Annotated in this window: 20 protein-coding genes; 14 read left to right on the top strand and 6 right to left on the bottom strand. The window is 40.4% G+C overall.

Features of this window, described 5'->3' with window-relative positions; genetic code table 11:
• Positions 1-93: 93 nt before the first annotated feature.
• The 7 genes from ACOT8F_RS05425 (at position 94) to murC (ending at position 8,607) form a co-directional block, all read left to right on the top strand.
• A complete protein-coding gene (locus tag ACOT8F_RS05425; protein ID WP_421650556.1) occupies positions 94-576 on the top strand; it encodes a hypothetical protein in 483 nt (160 codons plus the stop codon).
• Positions 577-866: 290 nt separating this feature from the next.
• Positions 867-1,184, top strand: a complete 318-nt coding sequence (locus ACOT8F_RS05430; protein ID WP_421650557.1) for a thioredoxin family protein — start codon at positions 867-869, stop codon at positions 1,182-1,184.
• 45 nt (positions 1,185-1,229) lie between these two features.
• Complete coding sequence (locus ACOT8F_RS05435; protein WP_421650909.1) at positions 1,230-2,033, top strand: DUF1444 domain-containing protein; 804 nt, start codon at positions 1,230-1,232, stop codon at positions 2,031-2,033.
• Positions 2,030-2,632: a YtpR family tRNA-binding protein gene (ytpR, locus tag ACOT8F_RS05440; protein WP_421650558.1), complete on the top strand. Its 603-nt coding sequence runs from the start codon at positions 2,030-2,032 to the stop codon at positions 2,630-2,632. The genes ACOT8F_RS05435 and ytpR overlap by 4 nt, the downstream gene beginning before the upstream one ends.
• A 409-nt stretch (positions 2,633-3,041) precedes the next feature.
• Positions 3,042-5,690 (top strand): DNA translocase FtsK, encoded by a 2,649-nt coding sequence (locus ACOT8F_RS05445; RefSeq protein ID WP_421650559.1) that lies wholly within the window; start codon positions 3,042-3,044, stop codon positions 5,688-5,690.
• A gap of 52 nt (positions 5,691-5,742) precedes the next feature.
• Positions 5,743-6,843, top strand: coding sequence for a nicotinate phosphoribosyltransferase (locus tag ACOT8F_RS05450; RefSeq protein WP_421650560.1), 1,101 nt, complete (start codon positions 5,743-5,745; stop codon positions 6,841-6,843).
• A gap of 465 nt (positions 6,844-7,308) precedes the next feature.
• Complete coding sequence (gene murC / locus ACOT8F_RS05455) at positions 7,309-8,607, top strand: UDP-N-acetylmuramate--L-alanine ligase (protein WP_421650561.1); 1,299 nt, start codon at positions 7,309-7,311, stop codon at positions 8,605-8,607.
• 217 nt (positions 8,608-8,824) lie between these two features.
• Here murC and ACOT8F_RS05460 read toward each other — a convergent pair whose 3' ends face one another.
• Both ACOT8F_RS05460 and ACOT8F_RS05465 read right to left on the bottom strand, forming a co-directional pair.
• Positions 8,825-9,940 carry an aminopeptidase gene (locus ACOT8F_RS05460; protein ID WP_421650562.1) on the bottom strand — a complete coding sequence of 372 codons (1,116 nt, stop codon included), beginning with the start codon at positions 9,938-9,940 and terminating at the stop codon, positions 8,825-8,827.
• A gap of 150 nt (positions 9,941-10,090) precedes the next feature.
• On the bottom strand, positions 10,091-10,327 hold the full coding sequence (locus tag ACOT8F_RS05465) for a hypothetical protein (protein WP_421650563.1): 237 nt from the start codon (positions 10,325-10,327) through the stop codon (positions 10,091-10,093).
• A gap of 425 nt (positions 10,328-10,752) precedes the next feature.
• On the opposite strand from ACOT8F_RS05465, the gene ACOT8F_RS05470 reads away from it, so the two are divergent.
• The 5 genes from ACOT8F_RS05470 to ytxJ all read left to right on the top strand — a co-directional run bounded on the left by ACOT8F_RS05470 (position 10,753) and on the right by ytxJ (position 14,578).
• Positions 10,753-11,616, top strand: coding sequence for a hypothetical protein (locus ACOT8F_RS05470; protein WP_421650564.1), 864 nt, complete (start codon positions 10,753-10,755; stop codon positions 11,614-11,616).
• Positions 11,613-12,680 carry an alpha/beta fold hydrolase gene (locus ACOT8F_RS05475; RefSeq protein WP_421650565.1) on the top strand — a complete coding sequence of 356 codons (1,068 nt, stop codon included), beginning with the start codon at positions 11,613-11,615 and terminating at the stop codon, positions 12,678-12,680. The genes ACOT8F_RS05470 and ACOT8F_RS05475 overlap by 4 nt, the downstream gene beginning before the upstream one ends.
• 191 nt (positions 12,681-12,871) lie before the next feature.
• Positions 12,872-13,360, top strand: a complete 489-nt coding sequence (locus tag ACOT8F_RS05480; RefSeq protein ID WP_421650566.1) for a DUF948 domain-containing protein — start codon at positions 12,872-12,874, stop codon at positions 13,358-13,360.
• A gap of 188 nt (positions 13,361-13,548) precedes the next feature.
• Positions 13,549-14,025 (top strand): YtxH domain-containing protein, encoded by a 477-nt coding sequence (locus ACOT8F_RS05485; protein WP_421650567.1) that lies wholly within the window; start codon positions 13,549-13,551, stop codon positions 14,023-14,025.
• A gap of 223 nt (positions 14,026-14,248) precedes the next feature.
• The gene (ytxJ, locus tag ACOT8F_RS05490; protein WP_421650568.1) at positions 14,249-14,578 is read left to right on the top strand and encodes a bacillithiol system redox-active protein YtxJ; all 330 of its coding nucleotides are present in this window, start codon (positions 14,249-14,251) and stop codon (positions 14,576-14,578) included.
• 63 nt (positions 14,579-14,641) lie between these two features.
• Here the strand turns inward: ytxJ and ACOT8F_RS05495 are convergent, their stop codons facing one another.
• Both ACOT8F_RS05495 and pilM read right to left on the bottom strand, forming a co-directional pair.
• Positions 14,642-15,331: a hypothetical protein gene (locus tag ACOT8F_RS05495; RefSeq protein WP_421650569.1), complete on the bottom strand. Its 690-nt coding sequence runs from the start codon at positions 15,329-15,331 to the stop codon at positions 14,642-14,644.
• Positions 15,312-16,784 carry a pilus assembly protein PilM gene (gene pilM, locus ACOT8F_RS05500; protein ID WP_421650570.1) on the bottom strand — a complete coding sequence of 491 codons (1,473 nt, stop codon included), beginning with the start codon at positions 16,782-16,784 and terminating at the stop codon, positions 15,312-15,314. The genes ACOT8F_RS05495 and pilM overlap by 20 nt, the downstream gene beginning before the upstream one ends.
• Positions 16,785-17,015: 231 nt before the next feature.
• On the opposite strand from pilM, the gene ACOT8F_RS05505 reads away from it, so the two are divergent.
• Together ACOT8F_RS05505 and ccpA are read left to right on the top strand one after the other, a co-directional pair.
• Positions 17,016-18,092, top strand: a complete 1,077-nt coding sequence (locus ACOT8F_RS05505) for a bifunctional 3-deoxy-7-phosphoheptulonate synthase/chorismate mutase (RefSeq protein WP_421650571.1) — start codon at positions 17,016-17,018, stop codon at positions 18,090-18,092.
• A 425-nt stretch (positions 18,093-18,517) separates the two neighbouring features.
• Positions 18,518-19,519: a catabolite control protein A gene (gene ccpA, locus ACOT8F_RS05510; RefSeq protein ID WP_421650572.1), complete on the top strand. Its 1,002-nt coding sequence runs from the start codon at positions 18,518-18,520 to the stop codon at positions 19,517-19,519.
• Between the two features lie 100 nt (positions 19,520-19,619).
• Here the strand turns inward: ccpA and ACOT8F_RS05515 are convergent, their stop codons facing one another.
• Positions 19,620-20,789 (bottom strand): acetoin utilization protein AcuC, encoded by a 1,170-nt coding sequence (locus tag ACOT8F_RS05515; protein WP_421650910.1) that lies wholly within the window; start codon positions 20,787-20,789, stop codon positions 19,620-19,622.
• Positions 20,786-21,430 carry an acetoin utilization AcuB family protein gene (locus tag ACOT8F_RS05520; protein ID WP_421650573.1) on the bottom strand — a complete coding sequence of 215 codons (645 nt, stop codon included), beginning with the start codon at positions 21,428-21,430 and terminating at the stop codon, positions 20,786-20,788. The genes ACOT8F_RS05515 and ACOT8F_RS05520 overlap by 4 nt, the downstream gene beginning before the upstream one ends.
• Positions 21,431-21,457: the final 27 nt, after the last annotated feature.

The following is a 21,457-nucleotide window of genomic DNA, read 5'->3' on the forward strand; positions in this document are numbered from 1 at the left end:
TAATTTTGCTCCAATATGGGAAAAGATAATGATAACAAATTTTGATTTTCCTGGAAAAAGGAGGGGCTATCCCTGAAATGTAAAAAAAATTTAGTGCTGATCCTGCTGCTCTCGCTTCCTTTAGCTGGATGTACGCTTTCCCAAAATGACATGGCAGAACAAACGAAGAAGAATGTGCAGGAGGTTTTTGCAGCGAAGCCGCCTGAGCCTAACCAAAGAGCAGGCACATTTCGTTTTTATTTGCCAGACACATACAAGATAACCTCGCAAAAGGCAACGAACATCCTGCTTAGAGAAAACAGCCAGACTTACATTCTTTTTATTAATACAAATGAAAACCCCAATAGCAAAGTAGTGTACAATTTCCTTAAAACTCAATACAAGAATCAGGCACTTAATAAAACGTTAACGGATAAAAAACGGTTTGGTTTTGCCATTGCGGATAAATTAAAAAACAACCGCTACGAAATTACGGTTGGGATTGGCGGAGTCAAGTTAACCACTGAAGCGGATTCCTCAAAGATTCCTGACAGTGCCAAAAAGATGATGCAAATTGCAGCTTCGCTCAAAGAGTAATAACGTTATCAAAAGTCAGGCCATCCCCCTAAAAAAGGGGTTTTTTCTTGCAGCTATTAGAATATATTTGCCATGCAAAAAGCGGATCAGCGTGATAGAAGCAAGGTTTAGAGCGGGCAGTAGTCAATCCTTTATGTTCAAATAATTGACGAATGCCCTGAGTGTTATTAATATTATTCATAGTGCAAGAAAGGCTCAAGCCTTAAAGACAATAGATTTTGATAAATAATTCCCTGAAAAATGCTTCAGCGGCTATATAGATGATTTTAAAACAATTGGAGGTTATTTTAATGGAAAAATTACAATCAATCGAGCAATTTGAAGAATTGAAGAATAATGAAAATATCATATTTATGTTTTCTGCTGACTGGTGTCCTGATTGCCGTTTTCTAGATCCTTTTTTACCCGAAATCCAAGCTGAAAACAGCTCTTTCTCTTTTTATTATGTAGACCGTGATAAATTCATTGATTTATGTGGTGACCTTGGCGTTTTCGGTATTCCGAGCTTTGTAGCATTTCATAAAGGCGAAGAAACAGGCCGTTTTGTTAATAAAGACCGGAAAACGAAAGAACAAATTCAATCCTTTATTGATGGACTGAATAAGTAACAGGCACAAGCAAGGAATGGAGGGATATGTTTGAAATCAAGAGAGATGGCTGACAGGATAAGCGAAAAGCTTGCCGATAGGCCGTGGTCCTGTAAATTTGAGAGAGAGAAGGACTCGCTCAGGATTGAAGAGAAAGCAACGGGAAAAGGCGTAACGATTTCGCTTCCTGGCATTATCGCCAAATGGGAAAATCAAAAAGAAAAAGCCATAAATGAAGTTGTTTATTATATTGAGGAAGCATTAACCGCTATGACCGAAAGCCAGGAGCTGAGCGGAAAAGAAAAATCCCTTTATCCTGTTATACGATCTACTTCCTTTCCAACTGAAACAAACGATGGCCATGCATTGCTGTATGATGAGCATACCGCAGAAACAAGGATCTTTTATGCGCTTGACCTCGGGAACTCTTACCGGCTGATTGATCATAAAATGATGGAACGGGAAAACTGGAATCATACAAGAATTAGAGAGACTGCCTTATTTAATTTGCGGTCTTTAAAGACGGAAATCAAGAAAGACCAAGTGGCAGGAAATACGTTTTATTTTCTCCGTGCCAATGACGGATATGATGCAAGCCGCATATTGGATGAATCGGTGATGCAATCGTTTAAAAACCGGATTTCTGGTACAATGGCGATAGCTCTGCCTCATCAGGATGTTGTTATTTTTGCCGATATTCAAAATGATACGGGTTATGATGTTCTAGCCCAGCTTGCTATGAGCTTTTTTGCAAGCGGCAGGGTGCCCATTACTGCCCTATCCTTTTTATATGAAGAGGACAAGCTTGAGCCAATTTTTATACTGGGAAAAAATCGGCCGGTAAATAGCGGAAAGGACGACAAAAAATGAACGTATTCTATAACAAAGAAGGAGTAGGCGATACACTGCTCGTTTATGTGAAAGATATTTCATTGGATCAAAGAACCTTTGAAAGAAAAGGGGATGCTGTAAAAATCTTTGACAAGGAAACGAACGAAATTGCAGGGTATAACCTATTTAATGCTTCTTCCTATTTGACTGTTGAAGGAAAAGGTCAGGTTGAACTGACAGAGGAGTTTGTCGGGAAATTGAATGAAGCCTTTAAGAAAAATGGGCTTGAAGAGGAACTTCAAGCGGACTTAACCCCTAAATTTGTTGTCGGGTATGTCCAGTCCAAGGAAAAGCATCCGAATGCAGATAAGCTGAATATTTGCCAGGTAGATATCGGAGACGGCGTGCTTCAAATCGTGTGCGGTGCTCCAAATGTTGAAGCTGGCCAAAAAGTAGTTGTTGCAAAAATCGGTGCTGTTATGCCAAGCGGTTTGCTCATTAAACCGGCAGAGCTTCGCGGAGTTGCGTCAAGCGGTATGATTTGTTCTGCAAAAGAATTGGACTTGCCTAATGCTCCTCAGGAAAAAGGAATATTGGTTTTGGAAGATAACAGAGAAACGGGATCCTCTTTCTTCTAAACCTTTCATTCTCTCTCTTGCTGTAAAGAAATGTAAGGATCAGTTAAGAGAACGAAATCATTTTCTTACCTGGAATCATGTAATAGAGGCAAAGAAACGCCCGAAAAATGCCGATTCCCCTCGAATTATATGGTAAGATAAAGGTCGCTAGTTTATTTTGCTAGTGGCTTTTTTTCTTATATGGATGTATGGGAAAAACGTGTGAAAACGTTCGTGTATGCAGCTTATTCGGATTTGTGAAAGGCTCTTTTCCAAAACTTTCTTGTTTTTTCATTCATTCAAAACAAAAATACTTCTGCAAATTTAAGAGTGTTCTAAATCCCTGCGAATAGCAAAAATTTTTGCGTAAACAGCCTTATGAAAAGAAGCTAAAGAGAAAAACAACAAAGAGTCTGAAAGAGTGATGTTAATGAGTTGGCTTTCTAAAATTAAGCAATATTTTGTTGGAGAGCAGGACATTGAAAAAGAATATGAAATGAAGCATCAAATTGAGCCTCTTCCAGAGGAAATGAAGGCCAAACCGAAGGGAAATCTGCCATTGCGAAAAGCGCAGCATTCAAAAATGGAAACAAAGATTTCCTATCAATATCCAGCAGGCAATTTTCGGTTTCCAATGATTCCTGATGGAAAAGGGAAGGGAAATCGGCAAAAACCTTCTAGTATGCAAAAAGGACCGGAAAAACCGGTGCCAAAGAGCTCTTTTTCAAAGAAAACAGAGCCTCCTAAAATGCATAAGGCAAAACAGGAGACTCATTCAGAAAGGAAGCCATTCCAGCCTACTGAAATTCCTTCTCCCATTTATGGTTTCAGGCCTAGAGCTGAAATGGAATCTCTTCCCTACCAGTTAAGAGAGAAAAATAGAAACGACCGGTTAGAGGAGGAGGAAATCCTTCGTAAAATATCAAGCCATTCTCTCAGGCTGGCAAAAGAGAAGGCTATGCTGAATCAAGAAAGGCTGCACGGCAAAAAGGAATACAAAAAAGATGATTTCTTTTCTGAAGAAAATTCTAATCTGTATGTGCAGCAGACGAAAAATCAGGAACAAAATGAGGAAAAAGAAAGAAACAGCAGTGCATTTTCCTTACAGTTTGACAAAGAGGCAATAGAAACTAAGATTGAGTCTCAAAAAGAAATAAAACCAGAGCAGGCACCTGTAAGAACAGAGACTCGAGAAACAGATGAAGAGAGAATAGAAGAATTTCAATCATTTGAACAAGAAACAAATAAACCAGATGAATCGAAGCCTTTTATACAGGAAGCATCGTATGAAACCAGTGAAGAGGTATTGGAAACATCTCACCTGACTGCCAGTGAGCAGCCTGATTATGAAGCGATTGATGAGATTGCGGCTGAAGAGGAAGAGATGAAGCCGGTTTTGAAATTGGCAGAAGAGATCATTGATGAAGAAAATAAAGTACAAGATTTATCTGTTTCATCTAGCGGAGCATCTGGCACTGAAAAGCTGACAACGGAATCATCCGCTGTTTTCAGCGGGGAAATAGAAAAAGAAAAGAACAAAGTAATAGAACATCAAAATGGGACGGAGAAAAGACGATTCAGCCAGGCCGCTGTCCCTTATAACGTACTGATGCTTAATCGGGATCAGCCTAAAAAAGGAGATCGAAAGCAAGAAGGAAGCTATACTTTTCCTTCTATCCAGCTATTAAATGTTCCGCCTCAGGCATTTGTTGATGATGCTGCATGGCTTGAAGAACAAAAAGAGCTTCTGGATACGACCTTGAAAAATTTTAATGTAGGAGCATCTGTAGTGAACGTAACACAAGGTCCAGCTGTTACGAGATTTGAAGTTCATCCTGAGCCTGGAGTGAAGGTAAACAAGATTACCAATCTTTCTGATGACATTAAACTGAGCCTCTCAGCAAGAGACATCCGGATTGAAGCGCCAATACCAGGTAAAAACACGATTGGCATTGAAGTGCCGAATCTCCATAGCAAGATAGTTTCACTGCGGGAAATTGCAAGAAGTCCTGAATTCAGAAACAGCACTTCTCCATTAACGGTTTCTCTTGGCCTTGATATTTCAGGCCAGCCAGTTGTGACGGATCTGAATAAAATGCCTCACGGACTGATCGCCGGCGCTACAGGATCAGGTAAGAGCGTCTGCATTAATACAATGCTTGTAAGCCTTCTGTATAAGGCATCTCCGCATGAAGTAAAGCTGCTGCTGATTGATCCGAAAATGGTAGAGCTTGCTCCATATAATAATATTCCTCACTTAGTTAGTCCTGTTGTTACTGATGTAAAAGCAGCTACAGGTGCACTAAAATGGGCTGTTGAGGAAATGGAGCGCAGGTATGAAATGTTCGCACACGCAGGAGTCCGTGATATTGGCCGCTACAATGAAATGGTAAAATTACATCAGCAGGGAGAACATATCCCTTACCTTGTCATTGTAATCGACGAGCTTGCTGATCTGATGATGGTTGCTCCGAACGATGTGGAAGATGCCATATGCCGAATAGCCCAAAAAGCGAGAGCCTGCGGCATTCATTTAATTGTGGCTACACAGCGGCCATCTGTTGATGTTATTACTGGATTGATCAAAGCCAATATTCCAACGAGGATCGCTTTCTCTGTTTCTTCCCAGGTGGATTCCAGAACTATTATTGATGTGAGCGGGGCAGAGAAGCTTCTTGGAAGAGGGGACATGCTGTTCCTTGAAAATGGCAAGTCCAAATCAGTCAGAATACAGGGTAATTTTGTCTCGGATGAAGAAATTGAACGTGTAGTGAACCATGTCAAAAAGCAAATGAAGCCGCAATATTTGTTTCATCAAGAAGAATTCATGAAAAAAAGCTCCCTTCAATCAGAAGGGGACGAGCTCTTTTACGATGCTTGCGAATTTGTTGTCCAGCAAGGCAATGCTTCTACTTCAGGACTGCAAAGGCGTTTCAGAGTAGGGTATAATAGAGCAGCCCGCCTCATTGACTTAATGGAAGAGCAGGGTATTATATCTGAAGCCCGCGGAAGCAAGCCGAGGGACATCCTGATTTCCGATGAAGATCTGACAGAGCTTCAGGAAAGTAGTGTCTTTTAAAAGGAAATGATATGATTGTCTCTAGAAAAGCAATGTAAAGGGAGCTAGAAGGATGAAGGAAATAGAATTAAAGATGCAGGGAAAAATCAGCCGCCTGACGAATCACACCTTTAAATTTGACGAGCGTGTCAAAGAAGGCTGGTTTTCTGCTGTATATTTTTTAAAAACAAAAGAAATTGTCAGTGCCATACGTCCCGAAAATATCGTGACGATGCAGTTTTTTCAAAAAGAACATGCTGTCCTATGCGGAACAGATGAGGTTATTGCTCTACTCAAAACCTTTGCGGAAAAACCTGAGACGCTAGAAATTCACTCCTTAAAAGACGGAGATAAAATCAGTCCCTTCGAAACGGTTTTAACGATAACAGGACCGTATCAATATTTTGGTTATCTTGAAGGTGTAATCGATGGTATTTTGGCAAGACGCACTTCCGTTGCAACCAATGTTTACAATGTTGTGAAAGCTGCTGGAATTTCCGGGATTCAAAAGCCTGTTATCTTTATGGGCGACCGTGATGACCATTTCACACAGCAGGCGGGTGACGGATACGCTGCCTATATCGGCGGCTCTTCAGCACAGGCTACACATGCTATGAGTGAATGGTGGGGCAAGCAGGGTATGGGAACTATGCCTCATGCTCTTATCCAGATGTTTGATGGAGACATAGTGGAAACGTCTAAGGCGTATGCCAAGACTTTCCCTGAAGACGATTTGATTGTGCTGGTTGATTACAACAATGATTGCATTACAGATGCCCTCAAAGTTGCCAGAGAATTTGGTTCAGAGCTTAAGGGAGTAAGGGTCGATACATCCAGAACAATGATTGATCAATACTTTGTCAGAAATCCGGATGTACTTGGCACATTTGACCCAAGAGGAGTTAACGGCCATTTGATTTTTGCTCTCCGTGAAGCTCTTGACAGGGAAGGGTATGGGCATGTGAAAATTGTGGTGAGCGGCGGGTTCAATGAAAAACGGATCAAGGAATTTGAAGAACAGCAGGTTCCAGTTGATATTTATGGAGTGGGCAGCAGCCTTTTAAAGATTACCATTGGATTTACAGGCGATAATGTGATGCTTAATGGAAAACCCCAAGCGAAAGCAGGACGGAAATTCAGGCCGAATCCAAGAATGGAAAAAGTCGTGGATTAACGGGAATAAAACCGCCTTTTAAGATAGGCTGTTTTCGCAGAGATTGTTTCAATTGGTACTATCTTAGAACACATATTAAGACTAATTTCGTGGCATCTTTTATTAAAATTCACATGGTAAATTGGTCCGTAATCATCTAATATAGATGAGAAAGCAACAAAGTTTAAGAAAAGACCCTTAAGAAAAGAGATATAGTAAAAAAACTGATTTAGGAATTTAGTCCGATATTCCTTCATTTCTTTCTTTATTAAACTAAAAGAGCTGCTTTAATGCTTGCTCTAAGGCGTTATGAAAGTGAATAAATGGAAAAATCGAGAGTGATCTGGAAGTTGTATCCATTTTCAGCTGTAAACTTATTGTGTTGTAATACATACGAAGCTTCTTTAAACGGACAACTACTGAGTTGCAATTCTAGATGAACGTCATATACTGTCAATCAGATAGACGTTGTTGGAGGTACTGCTTATGACTGTTTATCATTTTGTTGGAATAAAAGGAACGGGTATGAGTGCCCTTGCTCAAATTCTATTTGACATGGGTTACGAAGTGCAGGGTTCCGATATTGATAAAACCATTTTTACCCAAAAAGCTCTTGAAGATAAAGGTATTCCAATCTTCTCTTTTAATAAGGAAAACATTAAACCAGGATTAACGATTATTGCGGGTAATGCTTATCCGGACAATCATGAAGAAATCGCAGAAGCCTTAAGGCTTGAATTGCCGGTTATCCGGTACCATCACTTTCTGGGTCAGCTTATGGAGAAGTTCACAAGCGTCGGAATAACAGGTGTTCATGGTAAAACATCTACTACTGGTCTGCTTTCTCATGTGATGCAAGGAGCACAGCCTACCTCATTTCTGATCGGGGATGGAACAGGCAAAGGAATTCAAGACAGCCGATATTTTGCTTTTGAAGCTTGCGAATATAGACGCCACTTTTTATCCTATCATCCGGATTATGCGATTATGACGAATATTGATTTTGACCATCCGGATTATTACTCAAGTATTGAAGATGTATTTGATGCCTTCCAGCAGATGGCACTTCAAGTGAAAAAAGGAATCATTGCATGCGGCGATGATGAACATTTGCAGCATATCCAAGCGAAAGTTCCGGTCGTTTATTATGGATTTGGCGAACAAAATGATTTCCAGGCAAGAAATATTGTCAAAGGAACAGAAGGAACAAGCTTTGACGTTTATGTCCGCAATACGTTTTATGCATCCTTTAAAATACCTACTTATGGAGATCACAGCGTTCTGAATGCACTATCCGTTATTGCGATCTGCCATTATGAAGAAATTGATGCAGAAATTATTCAGGAGAGACTTCAGACCTTTGGCGGTGTTAAGCGCCGATTTAATGAAAAAAGAGTCGGTTCACAAGTTTTGATAGACGACTACGCTCATCATCCGACTGAAATTACAGCAACAATCGATGCTGCGAGACAGAAATATCCTGATCGTGATATTGTAGCGGTATTTCAGCCGCATACCTTTACGAGAACTCAATCGTTCCTTGATGAATTTGCAGAAAGTCTTAACAAAGCTGACTACGTTTACCTTTGCGATATATTCGGATCAGCAAGAGAGAATTCCGGCAAGCTTTCCATCAATGACCTGAAAGGAAAAATTGATCAGGCCAATTTGATTGATGAAGATGAAACAGAAATTCTAAGAAAACACGAAAACGCCGTCCTTGTCTTCATGGGAGCCGGAGACATCCAAAAATATCAAAGAGCCTATGAAGAAGTATTAACTTAATATAGAAAAGCGGAGCCGACTGTTCAGCCCCGACAAGCACTGGAGGGAAATCGCTTAAAGTCCGGTTTTGACTTTAAGGGATTTTTCGAAGTGACCTCGAGGGGCTAGGAGGCGGAGCTGGACAAAGAGAAGCGGAAGCGTCTCGTTCAGCTCTGCAAATCAAATCAAAAAGCAAAAAAAACCGCTAGCCAATACTGGCTAGCGGTTTTTGCAATTCTTATTTCAAATTTTCCGGATTCAAGCCTTCAAGTTCCGGAATAACGAAACGGCCGTCTTTTCGGATAAGGACATCATCAAAATAAATTTCTCCTCCGCCGTATTCTGGTCGCTGAATCATAACCATATCCCAATGAATGTTGGAATGATTGCCATTGAATGCATCATCATAACACTGACCTGGAGTAAAGTGAAAGCTGCCGTCGATTTTTTCATCAAACAGAATATCCTGCATCGGGTGCTGAATGTATGGATTAACGCCAATTGCGAACTCTCCTACATATCTCGCCCCTTCGTCTGTATCGAAAATTTTATTAATCCGTTCGCTGTCATTGGCAGATGCTTCTGCAATTTTCCCATCTTTAAACGTCAGCTGCACATTTTCAAAAGTAAAGCCGTTATATGGTGAAGGGGTATTGTAAGAAATCGTTCCGTTTACAGAGTCACGAACTGGCGCTGAATATACTTCTCCATCAGGAATGTTTAAGTGCCCTGCACATTTAACGGCCGGAATATCCTTTATGGAGAAAGAAAGGTCAGTACCAGGGCCTGTAAGCCGGACCTTATTTGTCTTATTCATTAAAGCAGCGAGCGCATCCATTGCCTTATCCATTTTTCCATAGTCAAGGTTGCAAACATCAAAGTAGAAGTCTTCAAACGCTTCCGTGCTCATCTTTGCTAGCTGAGCCATGGAAGATGTAGGGTATCTCAGAACAACCCATCTGGTTTTTGGCACGCGGATTTCACGGTGTACTTTTTGGCTGACTGTTTTGCCCATTATTTTCATTTTATCATCTGGAACATCTGCCTGTTCATTGATGTTATCTCCAGACCGCAATCCTATGTATGCATCCATTTTGCCCATCACATTGGCTTCAAATTCAGCCATCATGCTGTAATGCTCTTCTTGCGCTCCCATTAACAAGGCACGGTCCACCTGGTGATCTTTAATAGAAACAAATGGATAGGCGCCTGCTGCATAAGCTTCTTTAACGAGTGCTGTAACAAGTTCCCGCTGCAATCCAAAGTTCTCAATCAGTACCTTTTCGCCTTTTTGCAATTTTAAAGAATAATTGATCATATTTTTTGCGAGTTTTTCAATCCGAGGATCTTTCATTTTTATTGCCCCCTTTATCCTTTTGTACCTCTCTATTGTACCCTAATATCACGAAAGTTCGGAATTATTTTGAAGAAAAAAACAATAGTGAAACCGCTTCATAATGAAAGGAGAGAAACCTTTCAGGCATCTCTCCTCAAACTGTTCACTTTAAAAAATGGTCGGAAATCTATCTTTTTCATAAATTCTGCTGAAAACTTGAAAATGAAACATAAATTGATCAAAGAGAGTGTTCTCGTTAAAAGAATAATGCGATAAAAAAGACTCGAGAAGCTCTGGGTCGGCATGATCAAGCTTTCCTGAAAGCCATAGAGGATAGCGGATTTTTTTATACAGGGCAGAATGCCCGTTTAAGTCAAATAGGTCCTCTACTTGCTGTTCGGTCATTAGGGGAAACAGCTCCTTATAAATGAAATTTAACGAAATCAGTTTATTCTTCCGGAGACAAACCCGCCTTGGCCATTAATCTATTTTTATAAAAAAATAGAGATATTCCTTTAAGGCATTAGAATGAAGACTGTTTAGTTTAATTGGCTGCTATTCGAAAAAGGCAGGATTTGAAATGTTTTTTGTCATGTTGGAAATATCGTGTTTCCTATGACAAGAGAGTTAAAAATAGCGCAAGGATTTAGATTATTCCACTATGAAAAAAAGGCTAAGGCTAAGAAACCAATTTGTTCACCCTGTTTAGAGACTGCTCCTATAATATATCGAAAGGGTTAACAGGGAGGATTGCTAGATAAATGGACTGGTTTCCAAACGATATAGGGGACTTTTATCCAATCCTAATAAAACAGTAAGGAGCATGGAATATGAGTAATGAACAGAACTCCGATTTTTCTGCATGGCTTAAGAAGCTGGGTCTCCAGCTTGAAGAAATGGGTAATGTGACGAACTCCGAATTTTCTGCATGGTTTAAGAAGCTGGGTCTCCAGCCTGAAGAAATGGGTAATGTGACGAACTCCGAATTTTCTGCATGGTTTAAGAAGCTGGGACTCCAGCTTGAAGAAATGGGTAAGGAACAGAACTCCTATTTTAATGATTGGCTTAAGAAATTGGGTCTCCAGCTTGAAACAATGAGTATGGAACAGGACCCCGCAGAATTTTATGCATGGCTTAAGAAGACGGGTTTCCAGCTTGAAGGGCAGATGAATCAGTTCATACAGGATGCCCTTAATAACGAAGAAATCATAAAGGCAGCGAACATAGGCGGACAGGTTCTTGCCCGTTTGGTTGCTGGACTTCAGGATTTTATAGAGGATGCGTCCATTCCAATGAATTTTCCTACTAAAAATGATGTTTCCCGTGTAGGAAAACTGGTTGTTCAGTCAGAGGATAAACTGGATCTGATAGAAGAAGAAGTTTTTGAAATTTTATCAATGCTGAAGGGGAAATCTGTACCAGAAGGGATCAGCCAGTCTCTCCAAAACAGAAGAAAAAAAGTATTCAAGGAGAAGGCTGCAAGCAGTTCAAGTTCTGCGAAAAGTGTTTTAATAAAAAGTCTGCTTGACTCTGCAACTGGGTTGGTGACAAAAAAAACAGATGATCCTGCAAATGGGCTGGGGACAAAAAGTGCAGATGATCCTGCAAATGGGCTGGGGACAAAAAGTACAGATGATTTTTTCACTGAATTTATAACTAAAAGATTGATGGAAAAATGGAGTGCAAAAGCATGAATGGAGACAATGGGGAAAGAAAAGCCGCTTCATATGATCCCGAAATGGAATTAAAGAGATGGGCGAATTTTTTAACTGTCCGGATAAGTCCTGAACCTGATCTATATCCAACTCCAAGGGAAGTTATCTGGAAAAAGAATAAAGCAACTGTATGGCATTACAAGCCAGAGGAAAAAAAATATGAGGTTCCTTTATTTCTCGTTTATTCACCCGTAACCCAGCCCTTTATTTTGGATATGGGAAAAGGAAACAGCATGATCGAGGCATTCATCAAGAATGGATTTGATGTCTACCTTCTTGATTTCGGCAGTCCAGGTTATGAAGACAAAGACATGACAGCAGACGACATGATTACACAATATGTTCAAAGGGGTATCCAAAGGGCCCTTAGACACTCAGGTGCTGATGAAATAACCGTTATCGGGTATTGTCTCGGGGGTACAATTGCAGCGATGTATGCCACTATTGCAGAAGAGCCAATCAAAAATTTAATTTTGAGTGTTGCTGCAATAGATACCAGTGTAGTTCCCTTTTTTGATCAATGGGCTAATGTTGCGCGCAGAGGAGAAGTTTCGTTCGACCGCTTATTTGACGCTTTTGGCTTAGTGACTGCCAAAGCAATGGAGGCCGGCATGAGGCTTGTGACATACCCTATTTATTTCACCCCTTATCTATCCCTTTTAAACAAAGCTTATGATGATGAGTATATTGACAAATGGAAAAGGCTCAATAAATGGACGAATAGTCATGTTCCATTTTCTGGAGCAGCAATGAAACAGCTCTCGAATGACTTGGGAAGAGACAATAAACTTATTGATGGCGGATTGGTCATTGATGGAAAAAAAGCAGAATTAAAAAACATAAAAGCGAATCTTCTCGTGGTCTCCACTGATCTCGACAAGCTTGTTTTAAAAGAAAATAGCGCAAGGGTGGTTGAACTTGTTTCAAGCGAGGATAAAACCTTTATTATTGAAAACGGGGGACATACAACCAATGCTTACGATGGAGAACTGCCCGCCTTTTTAGCCGATTGGCTTCCGGAACGTTCCCGGCCATTAATATAAAACCTTTTCATCCCTGCTTAGAAATGCAGGGATTTTTTTGGGGGTTTTTCGTATAAAAAATACAGTAAAAATTTTTCAACAAAAAAGGGTTTTTTTCTCGCTTGTAGAATTGCCTAATAAGAGAATATGATAATGTTTATAATGTTTAGTGAAGGGTATAACACAATTAGATCGTAGAGGAGGTGCCCATCGTGGAAATACTTTTATACTTAAGTGTTGCCATAATTGCTGTAGCTTTTGCTGTTCTTGTTTATTTTTTAGTAAAAACGCTGAAATCATTGCAGTCAACACTTGATAATGTCGCAGGTACTTTAACAGGGCTTGAAACCCAAATGCAGGGAATTACCACTGAGACCACAGTACTCCTACATAAAACGAATGCACTGGCAGATGATATTCAAGACAAATCAGTTCGTCTGAATACCGTTGTTCAAGCTGTTCAAGATGTGGGGGCCTCAGTGCAGCAGCTTAACCGCTCAGTAAAAAATGTATCAGCATCTGTTTCAAATGGCATTGAAAATAATTCAGAAAAAATTTCAGCAGCAATTCAGTGGGGAAACACGGCAATGGATTTATGGAGCAAATGGAAATCACGAAAAAACGGTACGAATACTGAAGGCGCTTCAGTAAGAGCCGCTGTACCGATGAAAACCAATACCACAACACCTCAGAACAATTAATAATAAAGGCTCTTTTCTTAAACTTTGTTGCTTTTTCAACGAAATAAATGAATCCAGCCAAGAATACAACTACGAATTTTAAGAAAAGATGCCACGAAGATTCTCTTTATTCGTGTCCTAACCATATAAGAATTGGAACAATCTTTAACAGCCATATTTTAAGATAACAATTAAGGGAGGAATAGAAAATGAGCAAAGAAATCAATGAAATTAACACAAAGGACTTTATCATTGGCACACTAATCGGAGGAATTATTGGTGCTACAACAGCCCTTTTTCTTGCTCCGAAATCAGGACGAGAGCTTAGAGGGGATATTAGCACTCAGGCAAGTACTGTTGCTGAAAAAACGAATAAATTAACAAGCGGCGCACTTGAAAAAGGCGGCGAATGGGCAAACATTGCCAAAGACAGAACTTCTTCTTTAACTCAAACTGTAACAGAACAGTCCAGCCAGCTGATGAACAAAGTTCGCGACATCAGAAAATCCAATAATGATTCTGACTCAGTAAATGATGAAATATCTGCTGTAGATGAATTGGCTGAAGAAGCACGCAATTCAGAGAACAGCAGCCTTCAATCCCAAGAAGAAGTGATCAGCAGCCAAGCTGATCAAACTTCAGAAGAAAAAAAGGAAACAGTTCCTGAATCTGCAAATCAATCTTGAAAGTAAGGAATCGGCAGAAATCCTGCCGATTCTTTTACTATAAGGCTTTTTTTCTTAAACTTTGTTGTTTTTCAACAAAATAAATGAATTCCAAACAAGTATTCCGATTATTTTTAAGAAAAGATGCCACGAAGCTTATCTTCATGTGTATTCTAAATCCATACGAATAGCAACAATCTTGCGAAAACAGACTAATATAAACTTGTAAATGAGGTGTTAGCAGATGGCAGCACAAAATATAAAAACCATTGAACAATTTGAGAATCTAGCTCAGACAGAAGGCCGTTTTCTTTTTATCAAGAACAGTCTGACCTGCCCAATCTCTAGAGCAGCTTTTAATGAGTTTGAAAAGTTTGTCAGTGCAAATGAAGATGTGCCGGCTTATTTTCTGCATGTTCAAGAATCCAGAGAGCTTTCGAATCATATTGCCCAAACTTATGGAATTAAGCATGAGACTCCGCAGGCACTCTTGTTTGAAGGAAATCGTGTAGTATGGGATACCTCTCATTGGAATATTACGGCAACATCTATCAAAAAAGCAGTACTTGCATAGTTGGGCAAACAAAAAACAGCGGAATCTCCGCTGTTTTTCTGCTTCGTTCGCTTTGAAAGAAAGCTAAGTCCATTCTATAGCAAGGCGGTCTCCCTCAACAAGCGGGGTATCAAATCCGGCTGGAACGCCATTTTTCAAAATTGTAAACCTTGTTTTGTTGCTGTCCGGAATTTGCAGATCAGATTTTACAAATACATCCTGAAAGATAAAGCCTGAATGTTGTTTTTTTGCAATGTGTAAAACATCTCCTTCAAAAACCCTATCCTCTATCTTAAGAAGTGTTTCATTCCTATAGACTTCTGCCGCTGTTTTTTGCATTGTTATTGGTTTTTCATTAAAGTAAACAGTCATTGAATGAACGAGCTTTAACCCGGCTGACTCGGCAATTTCTTCGAGCTTTGGTGACTGAGGAGGAGAAACGGTTATTTGATCGCCGTTTTCTATTTTTGCTTCTTTGGCAGACTGGATACCGTTTTTAAAAAGCTTGCCTGAAAAAGAATCTGCATTTAATTTTTTTCCATCAAGCATAATTGAAAAGGGATGGATTTTTGTTAAGCATTCTTCTTTTGAAAGGGAACGAAATAATGATTCTATGGTGTCAGGAAACTGGTAAATTAATTTATCCCGGTCTTTCAATAAATATTCAGCACTTGCAGCTTTCCCGTTAATCAGAATCTCGGGAGAAATTTCGATTTGAGTCCCATTGATGAAATATTTCCGGGTGGTTTCTGCGTCAAGGAGATCCTTTGACATAAATAACAGGTTCACTTCCGTTAAGACCTTTCTCTACAGTCAGATGGTCACCATGGGCAATCTTATCCACTAGCGTACAAGGAGTGCCATTTTTAAATAAAACAGGAGGTTTTCCATGTCCCCCTGGAATGGAGACCGTATGTCCGTTGACTTCAATAATAGCGGCAAGCCCTGGTTTGCCGTACATCTTACTGATTGGAAGACCGGCAGCCAGCAGACAATCAGAAACAGCCAATTTTTTCATTTGAAACATCCTGACAGCACGGTCATTTACATAAGCATGTATGTATTGGATGGGGGACTGTTTCGAAGCAATGGCTATTCCAATAGGGGTTACAAGCTCTGGGCCACCCGAAATATGCTCGCTTAGTTTTAGTTTGGCTATTGCGTCAATGCCTCTGATAGCTGCACGATTCTCCGGAAGCTCCAATTTTTTTGCAAGTATTCCCGAAAGGCCCGGAGTAAGACTTCCTCCACCGACCAGCATGACAGCCTTTGGAGAGCGGTTATTGTTTAGGAACAGAATCTCTTTCGCAATAGCATCAGCAAGCCGTTCTATGGCCGGCAGGATCTTTTCCACAGCTTCCTCTGAAGAAAGCTCCATTTCAAATCCAAGAATATCTGTGATTGTGATAGAAGTTTCAGTTAAGAAATCCCGCTTTGCTTTTTCTGCCGCAGGAAAATCCAGAAGAAATTCATCCGAAACAGCCTCGGTTATTTCATCACCAGCTACAGGCACCATACCGTAGGCAGTAATTGTACCAGCATCTGTAACAGCAATATCAGAAGTGCCTGCGCCAATATCAACAAGTGCCACGTTGAGCCTTCTCATCGACTGTGGGATCAGAATATTAATTGCGGCGATTGGTTCAAGAGTCAGGGCTTCCATTTCTAAATCTGCACGGGCAAGGGCAGCGAGAAGGGACTCAACGACAACCTTTGGCAAAAAGGTTGCAATGATCTCAACAGACGCTTTTTCGCCTTGCTGATCCATTAAGTTGCCTATCTCCTGATCATCCAAACGATAACAAATAACGGAATATCCAACACAATCATATCTGTTCAGCATGCTTTCTTTCTGCATTTGGGCCAGCTGTTCCTGAGCCTTTTGGACAGCCATCAGCTCCAAGTGAAGAATATCTTCCGTTTGCATGATTGGTTTGCCCTCTATATCCAATTGAATGGATGCTCTTTCCGTTTTTAATGCCCGGCCTGCTGCAGCAACACAAACCTTCTTCAGTGGACCGTAAATTTTTTCCATTTCTTCTTTTATAGACTGAATAACATTTGCAACTTCAACGTCATGTATTTGCCCATCAAGCATGGCACGTTCTGCATGCTCTTCTATCACCATATCCAGCACTTCATAGCCCTCATCATGTTCCTTTAGCATGAGGCCCACTACGGTGCGCGTGCCTATATCAAGTGCAAAAGTGACTTGATTTTTTTCCAAAATAAAAACACCTTCTTCAAAAAATAGTCATAAAATACTTTACCGCTTAAAAGCGTTTAAATATTAAAGATTTTTATCGTGACATTCTGTGAAAGTTTGTTATAATAATCACTAATTACTAAAAAAAATGTAACACATTTAGATAGCTTAATAAACGAAAACCTTGGTTTGGCGGGCTATCCCTACCAGATAAATCATTTTTTAATCATATAAAAGGAAAGGATGAATGAAATGAGCCAAACAGAATTAGAGATCTTAAGACAAAAAGTGGATGAGTTGAACCTGCAAATTCTGGAATTAATCAATGAGCGGGGAAGAATCGTTCAAGAAATTGGAAAGGCAAAGGAAAGCCAGGGGGTTAATCGTTTTGATCCTGTCCGCGAACGTAAAATGCTTGATGTGATCAATGAAGCAAATAACGGACCATTTGAACAATCGACTATTCAGCATATCTTCAAGGAAATTTTCAAAGCAGGATTGGAATTGCAAGAAGACGATCACAGTAAAGCCTTGCTCGTTTCACGCAAAAAGAAACCAGAAGATACAGTTGTAAATGTAAAAGGAGAATTGATCGGAAACGGAAGCCAGGCATTCATCGTTGGTCCATGTGCCGTTGAAAGCTATGAACAAACGGCGAAAGTAGCTGAAGCAGCTAAAAAACAAGGTATCCGCCTGCTTCGCGGAGGCGCTTTTAAACCAAGAACAAGCCCTTATGACTTCCAGGGACTGGGTCTTGAAGGACTAAAAATCTTGAAAAAGGTTGCTGACGAATATGATATGGCAGTCATCAGTGAAATTGTGAATCCTGCTGATATCGAAACAGCTGTTCAGTACATCGACGTTATTCAAATTGGTGCACGCAACATGCAAAACTTTGAACTTCTAAAAGCTGCCGGTGCAGTCAAAAAACCGGTATTGCTGAAACGCGGTCTTGCAGCAACACTTCAGGAATTCATGAATGCGGCAGAATACATTATCGCACAGGGCAATGACCAAATTATTCTTTGCGAACGCGGTATTCGCACATATGAAAAAGCAACACGAAACACGCTCGATATTTCAGCAGTGCCGATCCTGAAACAGGAAACTCACTTGCCTGTATTTGTGGATGTAACACACTCTACTGGACGCCGCGACCTGCTTCTTCCTACTGCAAAAGCTGCGCTTGCAATCGGAGCAGACGGAGTTATGGCAGAAGTTCACCCGGATCCGGCTGTTGCCTTATCTGACTCTGCACAGCAAATGAACATTGACCAATTTAACGATTGGATTAATGCTCTTCGTCCGCTAGCTGCTTTAAAAGCATAATGGATTAACTCTCAGGCTGGCTCATTAGGTCGTTTAATGATCTTTTGGGCCATTTTTTTGTTATGTAAAAAGAATTATCTCCTCCTAATCACACCCACCAACCAATCCAAGCTCATTTATTCATATCAAAAGACCACAAGTGACATACTAAGGAAGATCATCCTTTAATGAAGACTAAAATTGAAAACGCTTCAATAAACTTATGAAAATCCCATGAGGGCATTTAAATCGCTTACATGGACATTTTGTGAAAAAACCTATGAAAACATAGGGTAAATCAAGGTATATCCATTGCGGACGCTTTCATTGTATCGTATGATATTTTACATGAAGTGCGAAATTAAGACATTTTACTATTAAATCCAGTGCATGATAATAATACATATAAAACAGGCATTGCAGGAAAGTTTAAAGGAGTGTTACGAATGAGTACGATTACGATATATGATGTAGCAAGAGAGGCAAATGTATCTATGGCAACTGTATCCCGGGTTGTCAATGGAAACCCGAATGTAAAGCCAACTACCCGTAAAAAGGTGCTTGAAGCAATTGAGAGGCTCGGGTATCGGCCAAACGCTGTTGCGAGGGGACTTGCGAGCAAAAAAACGACTACTGTCGGAGTCATTATTCCCGATATTTCAAGTACGTTTTATTCTGAATTGGCACGGGGAATTGAAGATATCGCCACAATGTACAAATATAATATTATCCTGAGCAATTCAGATCAAAATCAAGATAAAGAACTTCATCTTCTGAATACAATGCTTGGAAAACAGGTTGATGGTCTATTATTTATGAGTGGAAACATTACAAAGGAACTTGTGGAAGAATTTAAGCGTTCTCCTGTTCCGATTGTTCTCGCTGCTTCTCTAGACATGGAAGAAGAAACGGCTTCTGTAAACATCAACTATGAGCAGGGCGCATTTGATGCAGTAACGATGTTTGCAGAAAAAGGCCATAAACGGATCGCATATGTGAGCGGTCCTATGGAAGAACCAATTAATAAGTATAAAAAGCTTGAAGGCTACAAGCGCGCTCTTGAGCAAGCAGGTCTTGAATGGAACGAGGACTTGATTTTTGAAGGTGACTATACCTATGATTCAGGAATAGAAGCCTTTGAAAAACTGGAGGAGCTTCAAGATAGGCCAACTGCAGTCTTTGTAGGAACGGATGAAATGGCTCTTGGCGTTATTCATGCAGCCCAGGATAAAGGCTACCAGATTCCAAACGACCTTGAAGTGATCGGCTTTGATAATACCAGACTTGCTACAATGGTTCGCCCTCTGTTAACAACTGTGGTTCAGCCCACATATGATATCGGGGCTGTTGCCATGAGGTTATTAACAAAATTGATGAACAAAGAAAAAGTAGAAGATTTAACGGTTGAATTGCCTCATCGCATTGAGGTACGCCAGTCAACAAAATAATGAAACAGAGGTGAACCTGTAAAGACTGGTTCACCTTTTTTCATTCATCGAAAACTAAAAAAGAGAATTTCCAGCTAATGATTCCACTGGGTTAGTTGTATCAGTTGCTCCGGCTATTTGCAGAATTCTGTCCGATAAACTGCAGCGCTCTTTCAACCGTTTGCGTATTTTTTTCTTCAATTTCCTGTTTTCGCGGGATAGGTTTGTACATGTTTTTTGGATCCTCAAAGCTTTGCGGCAGAGTAACAGGAGATTTTTTTTGCCATTTTTGGAGCCAATCCTCAGGAACTGCTGACGGTATGCTCAATTCATTCATTACAAGCCAAATGAAGGACCATGCTCTTGGTACTACTCTCCAAATATCATATCCCCCTCCGCCGACAGCGATCCATCTGCCATCACAATATTGGTGAGCCAATTCATGGGCAAGCTTTGGTATTTCTTTGTAAATATCGATGGTCGCTGAAAGATGGGTCAGAGGATCATAATAATGAGCATCAACGCCATTTTGTGTGAAGATGACGTCCGGTTTAAAATATTCGACTACATCCTTGAATGCCGAACGGTAAGCATTCAGCCACGATTCATCCTCAGTAAAGGCATCCAGCGGAATGTTAAAGGAAAATCCGTACCCTGTACCCTGGCCTCTCTCCGATACATTTCCGGTGCCGGGAAATAAGTACCTGCCGGTTTCATGAATGGAAAGTGTGCATATATCAGAATCATCATAAAAGGTCCATTGTACTCCGTCTCCATGATGAGCGTCAGTATCTACATAAAGAACTCTTGCCTGGTATTTTTTCTGAATATATCTCATCGCGACAGAACTGTCATTGTAAACACAAAATCCGGAAGCTTTCCCTCTGAAGCCATGGTGAAGACCGCCTGCAAGATTGACAGCATGCTTGCCCTTACCAGACATGACGTAATCTACTGCCTCGAGGGTTCCTCCGACAAGCAAAGAGCTCGCCTCATGCATTCCCTCGAAGATCGGGGTGTCTTCTGTCCCTATTCCATAATTACCAGCTTCCTCATTCGGAAGCTCTCCTTTTCCAGCTTTTTTTACTGCATTGATAAATCCCTTATCATGAACTAGAGATAATTCTTCCTCTGTTGCTTCTCTTGGTGCTAAAAGATCTGTTTTGCTGATGGCATTCATGCTGCTGAGTAAATCCAGCGTCAGTTCCACTCGTACCTGATTGAAAGGATGATCCTGACTGAACTTGTATTTCTGAAAAAGCGGTGAATAAACAAAAGCGTTTCCAGTCATGTATTGATCCCCGGTACGTTTGGCCACAATACCGTATACCCTTCATTCACCAAATCGGATATAACTCCTGATGGGTTCATTGTCTGGACCCTGAAAACAAGAATCTTGGATTGTTTGTCTGCATCAGGATATACAAGGACACTTGAAATATTCACTTTTCGCTTTTGAAAAACACTGGACACTTCAGACAGCATTCCTGATACATTAGGAACTTTAACTTCAATTTGGGAACCTGGCTGATTGGCACCTGTAAGCTTTACGAATGTATGAAGCAGATCAGATTCAGTAACGATACCTACCAATTTGCCATGCTTTAGAATCGGAAGACAGCTAATTTGATGTTCTGTCAGAATAGAAGAAATCTCTTCTGCAAAATCAAAAGGATGACCTGTAATGACATCTTTCCTCATGATGTCTTTTAAAGGCCTTTTTAACTCTTCCATATGATCCTTAAGCTGAAAAATGGAAGGACTGGCATCCTTAATATCCCTGTCGGATACAATCCCTGCTAAAAAACCTTCCTTCGTAAGGATCGGTATATGGCGAATGCGCTGTTTTTTGAGCAGATCAATCGCATCCTCCACTGTATTTTCAGGGGAGAGTGTTCTAACGTTTTTAGCCATAATTTGTTCGACGATCATTATCCTTACCCCCTTGCAGCATTAAAT

This window comes from Chryseobacillus diguaensis (assembly GCF_049220665.1).
GTDB lineage: Bacteria > Bacillota > Bacilli > Bacillales > Bacillaceae > Metabacillus_B.

What these genes read in the sequence shown, in the direction of transcription:
- ACOT8F_RS05430 (WP_421650557.1), top strand. Translation starts at nt 867, where the DNA reads ATGGAAAAATTACAATCAATCGAGCAATTTGAAGAATTGAAGAATAAT.
- ACOT8F_RS05435 (WP_421650909.1), top strand. Translation starts at nt 1,230, where the DNA reads ATGGCTGACAGGATAAGCGAAAAGCTTGCCGATAGGCCGTGGTCCTGT.
- ytpR (WP_421650558.1), top strand. Translation starts at nt 2,030, where the DNA reads ATGAACGTATTCTATAACAAAGAAGGAGTAGGCGATACACTGCTCGTT.
- ACOT8F_RS05445 (WP_421650559.1), top strand. Translation starts at nt 3,042, where the DNA reads ATGAGTTGGCTTTCTAAAATTAAGCAATATTTTGTTGGAGAGCAGGAC.
- ACOT8F_RS05450 (WP_421650560.1), top strand. Translation starts at nt 5,743, where the DNA reads ATGAAGGAAATAGAATTAAAGATGCAGGGAAAAATCAGCCGCCTGACG.
- murC (WP_421650561.1), top strand. Translation starts at nt 7,309, where the DNA reads ATGACTGTTTATCATTTTGTTGGAATAAAAGGAACGGGTATGAGTGCC.
- ACOT8F_RS05460 (WP_421650562.1), bottom strand. Translation starts at nt 9,940, where the DNA reads ATGAAAGATCCTCGGATTGAAAAACTCGCAAAAAATATGATCAATTAT.
- ACOT8F_RS05465 (WP_421650563.1), bottom strand. Translation starts at nt 10,327, where the DNA reads ATGACCGAACAGCAAGTAGAGGACCTATTTGACTTAAACGGGCATTCT.
- ACOT8F_RS05470 (WP_421650564.1), top strand. Translation starts at nt 10,753, where the DNA reads ATGAGTAATGAACAGAACTCCGATTTTTCTGCATGGCTTAAGAAGCTG.
- ACOT8F_RS05475 (WP_421650565.1), top strand. Translation starts at nt 11,613, where the DNA reads ATGAATGGAGACAATGGGGAAAGAAAAGCCGCTTCATATGATCCCGAA.
- ACOT8F_RS05485 (WP_421650567.1), top strand. Translation starts at nt 13,549, where the DNA reads ATGAGCAAAGAAATCAATGAAATTAACACAAAGGACTTTATCATTGGC.
- ytxJ (WP_421650568.1), top strand. Translation starts at nt 14,249, where the DNA reads ATGGCAGCACAAAATATAAAAACCATTGAACAATTTGAGAATCTAGCT.
- ACOT8F_RS05495 (WP_421650569.1), bottom strand. Translation starts at nt 15,331, where the DNA reads ATGTCAAAGGATCTCCTTGACGCAGAAACCACCCGGAAATATTTCATC.
- ACOT8F_RS05505 (WP_421650571.1), top strand. Translation starts at nt 17,016, where the DNA reads ATGAGCCAAACAGAATTAGAGATCTTAAGACAAAAAGTGGATGAGTTG.
- ccpA (WP_421650572.1), top strand. Translation starts at nt 18,518, where the DNA reads ATGAGTACGATTACGATATATGATGTAGCAAGAGAGGCAAATGTATCT.
- ACOT8F_RS05515 (WP_421650910.1), bottom strand. Translation starts at nt 20,789, where the DNA reads ATGACTGGAAACGCTTTTGTTTATTCACCGCTTTTTCAGAAATACAAG.
- ACOT8F_RS05520 (WP_421650573.1), bottom strand. Translation starts at nt 21,430, where the DNA reads ATGATCGTCGAACAAATTATGGCTAAAAACGTTAGAACACTCTCCCCT.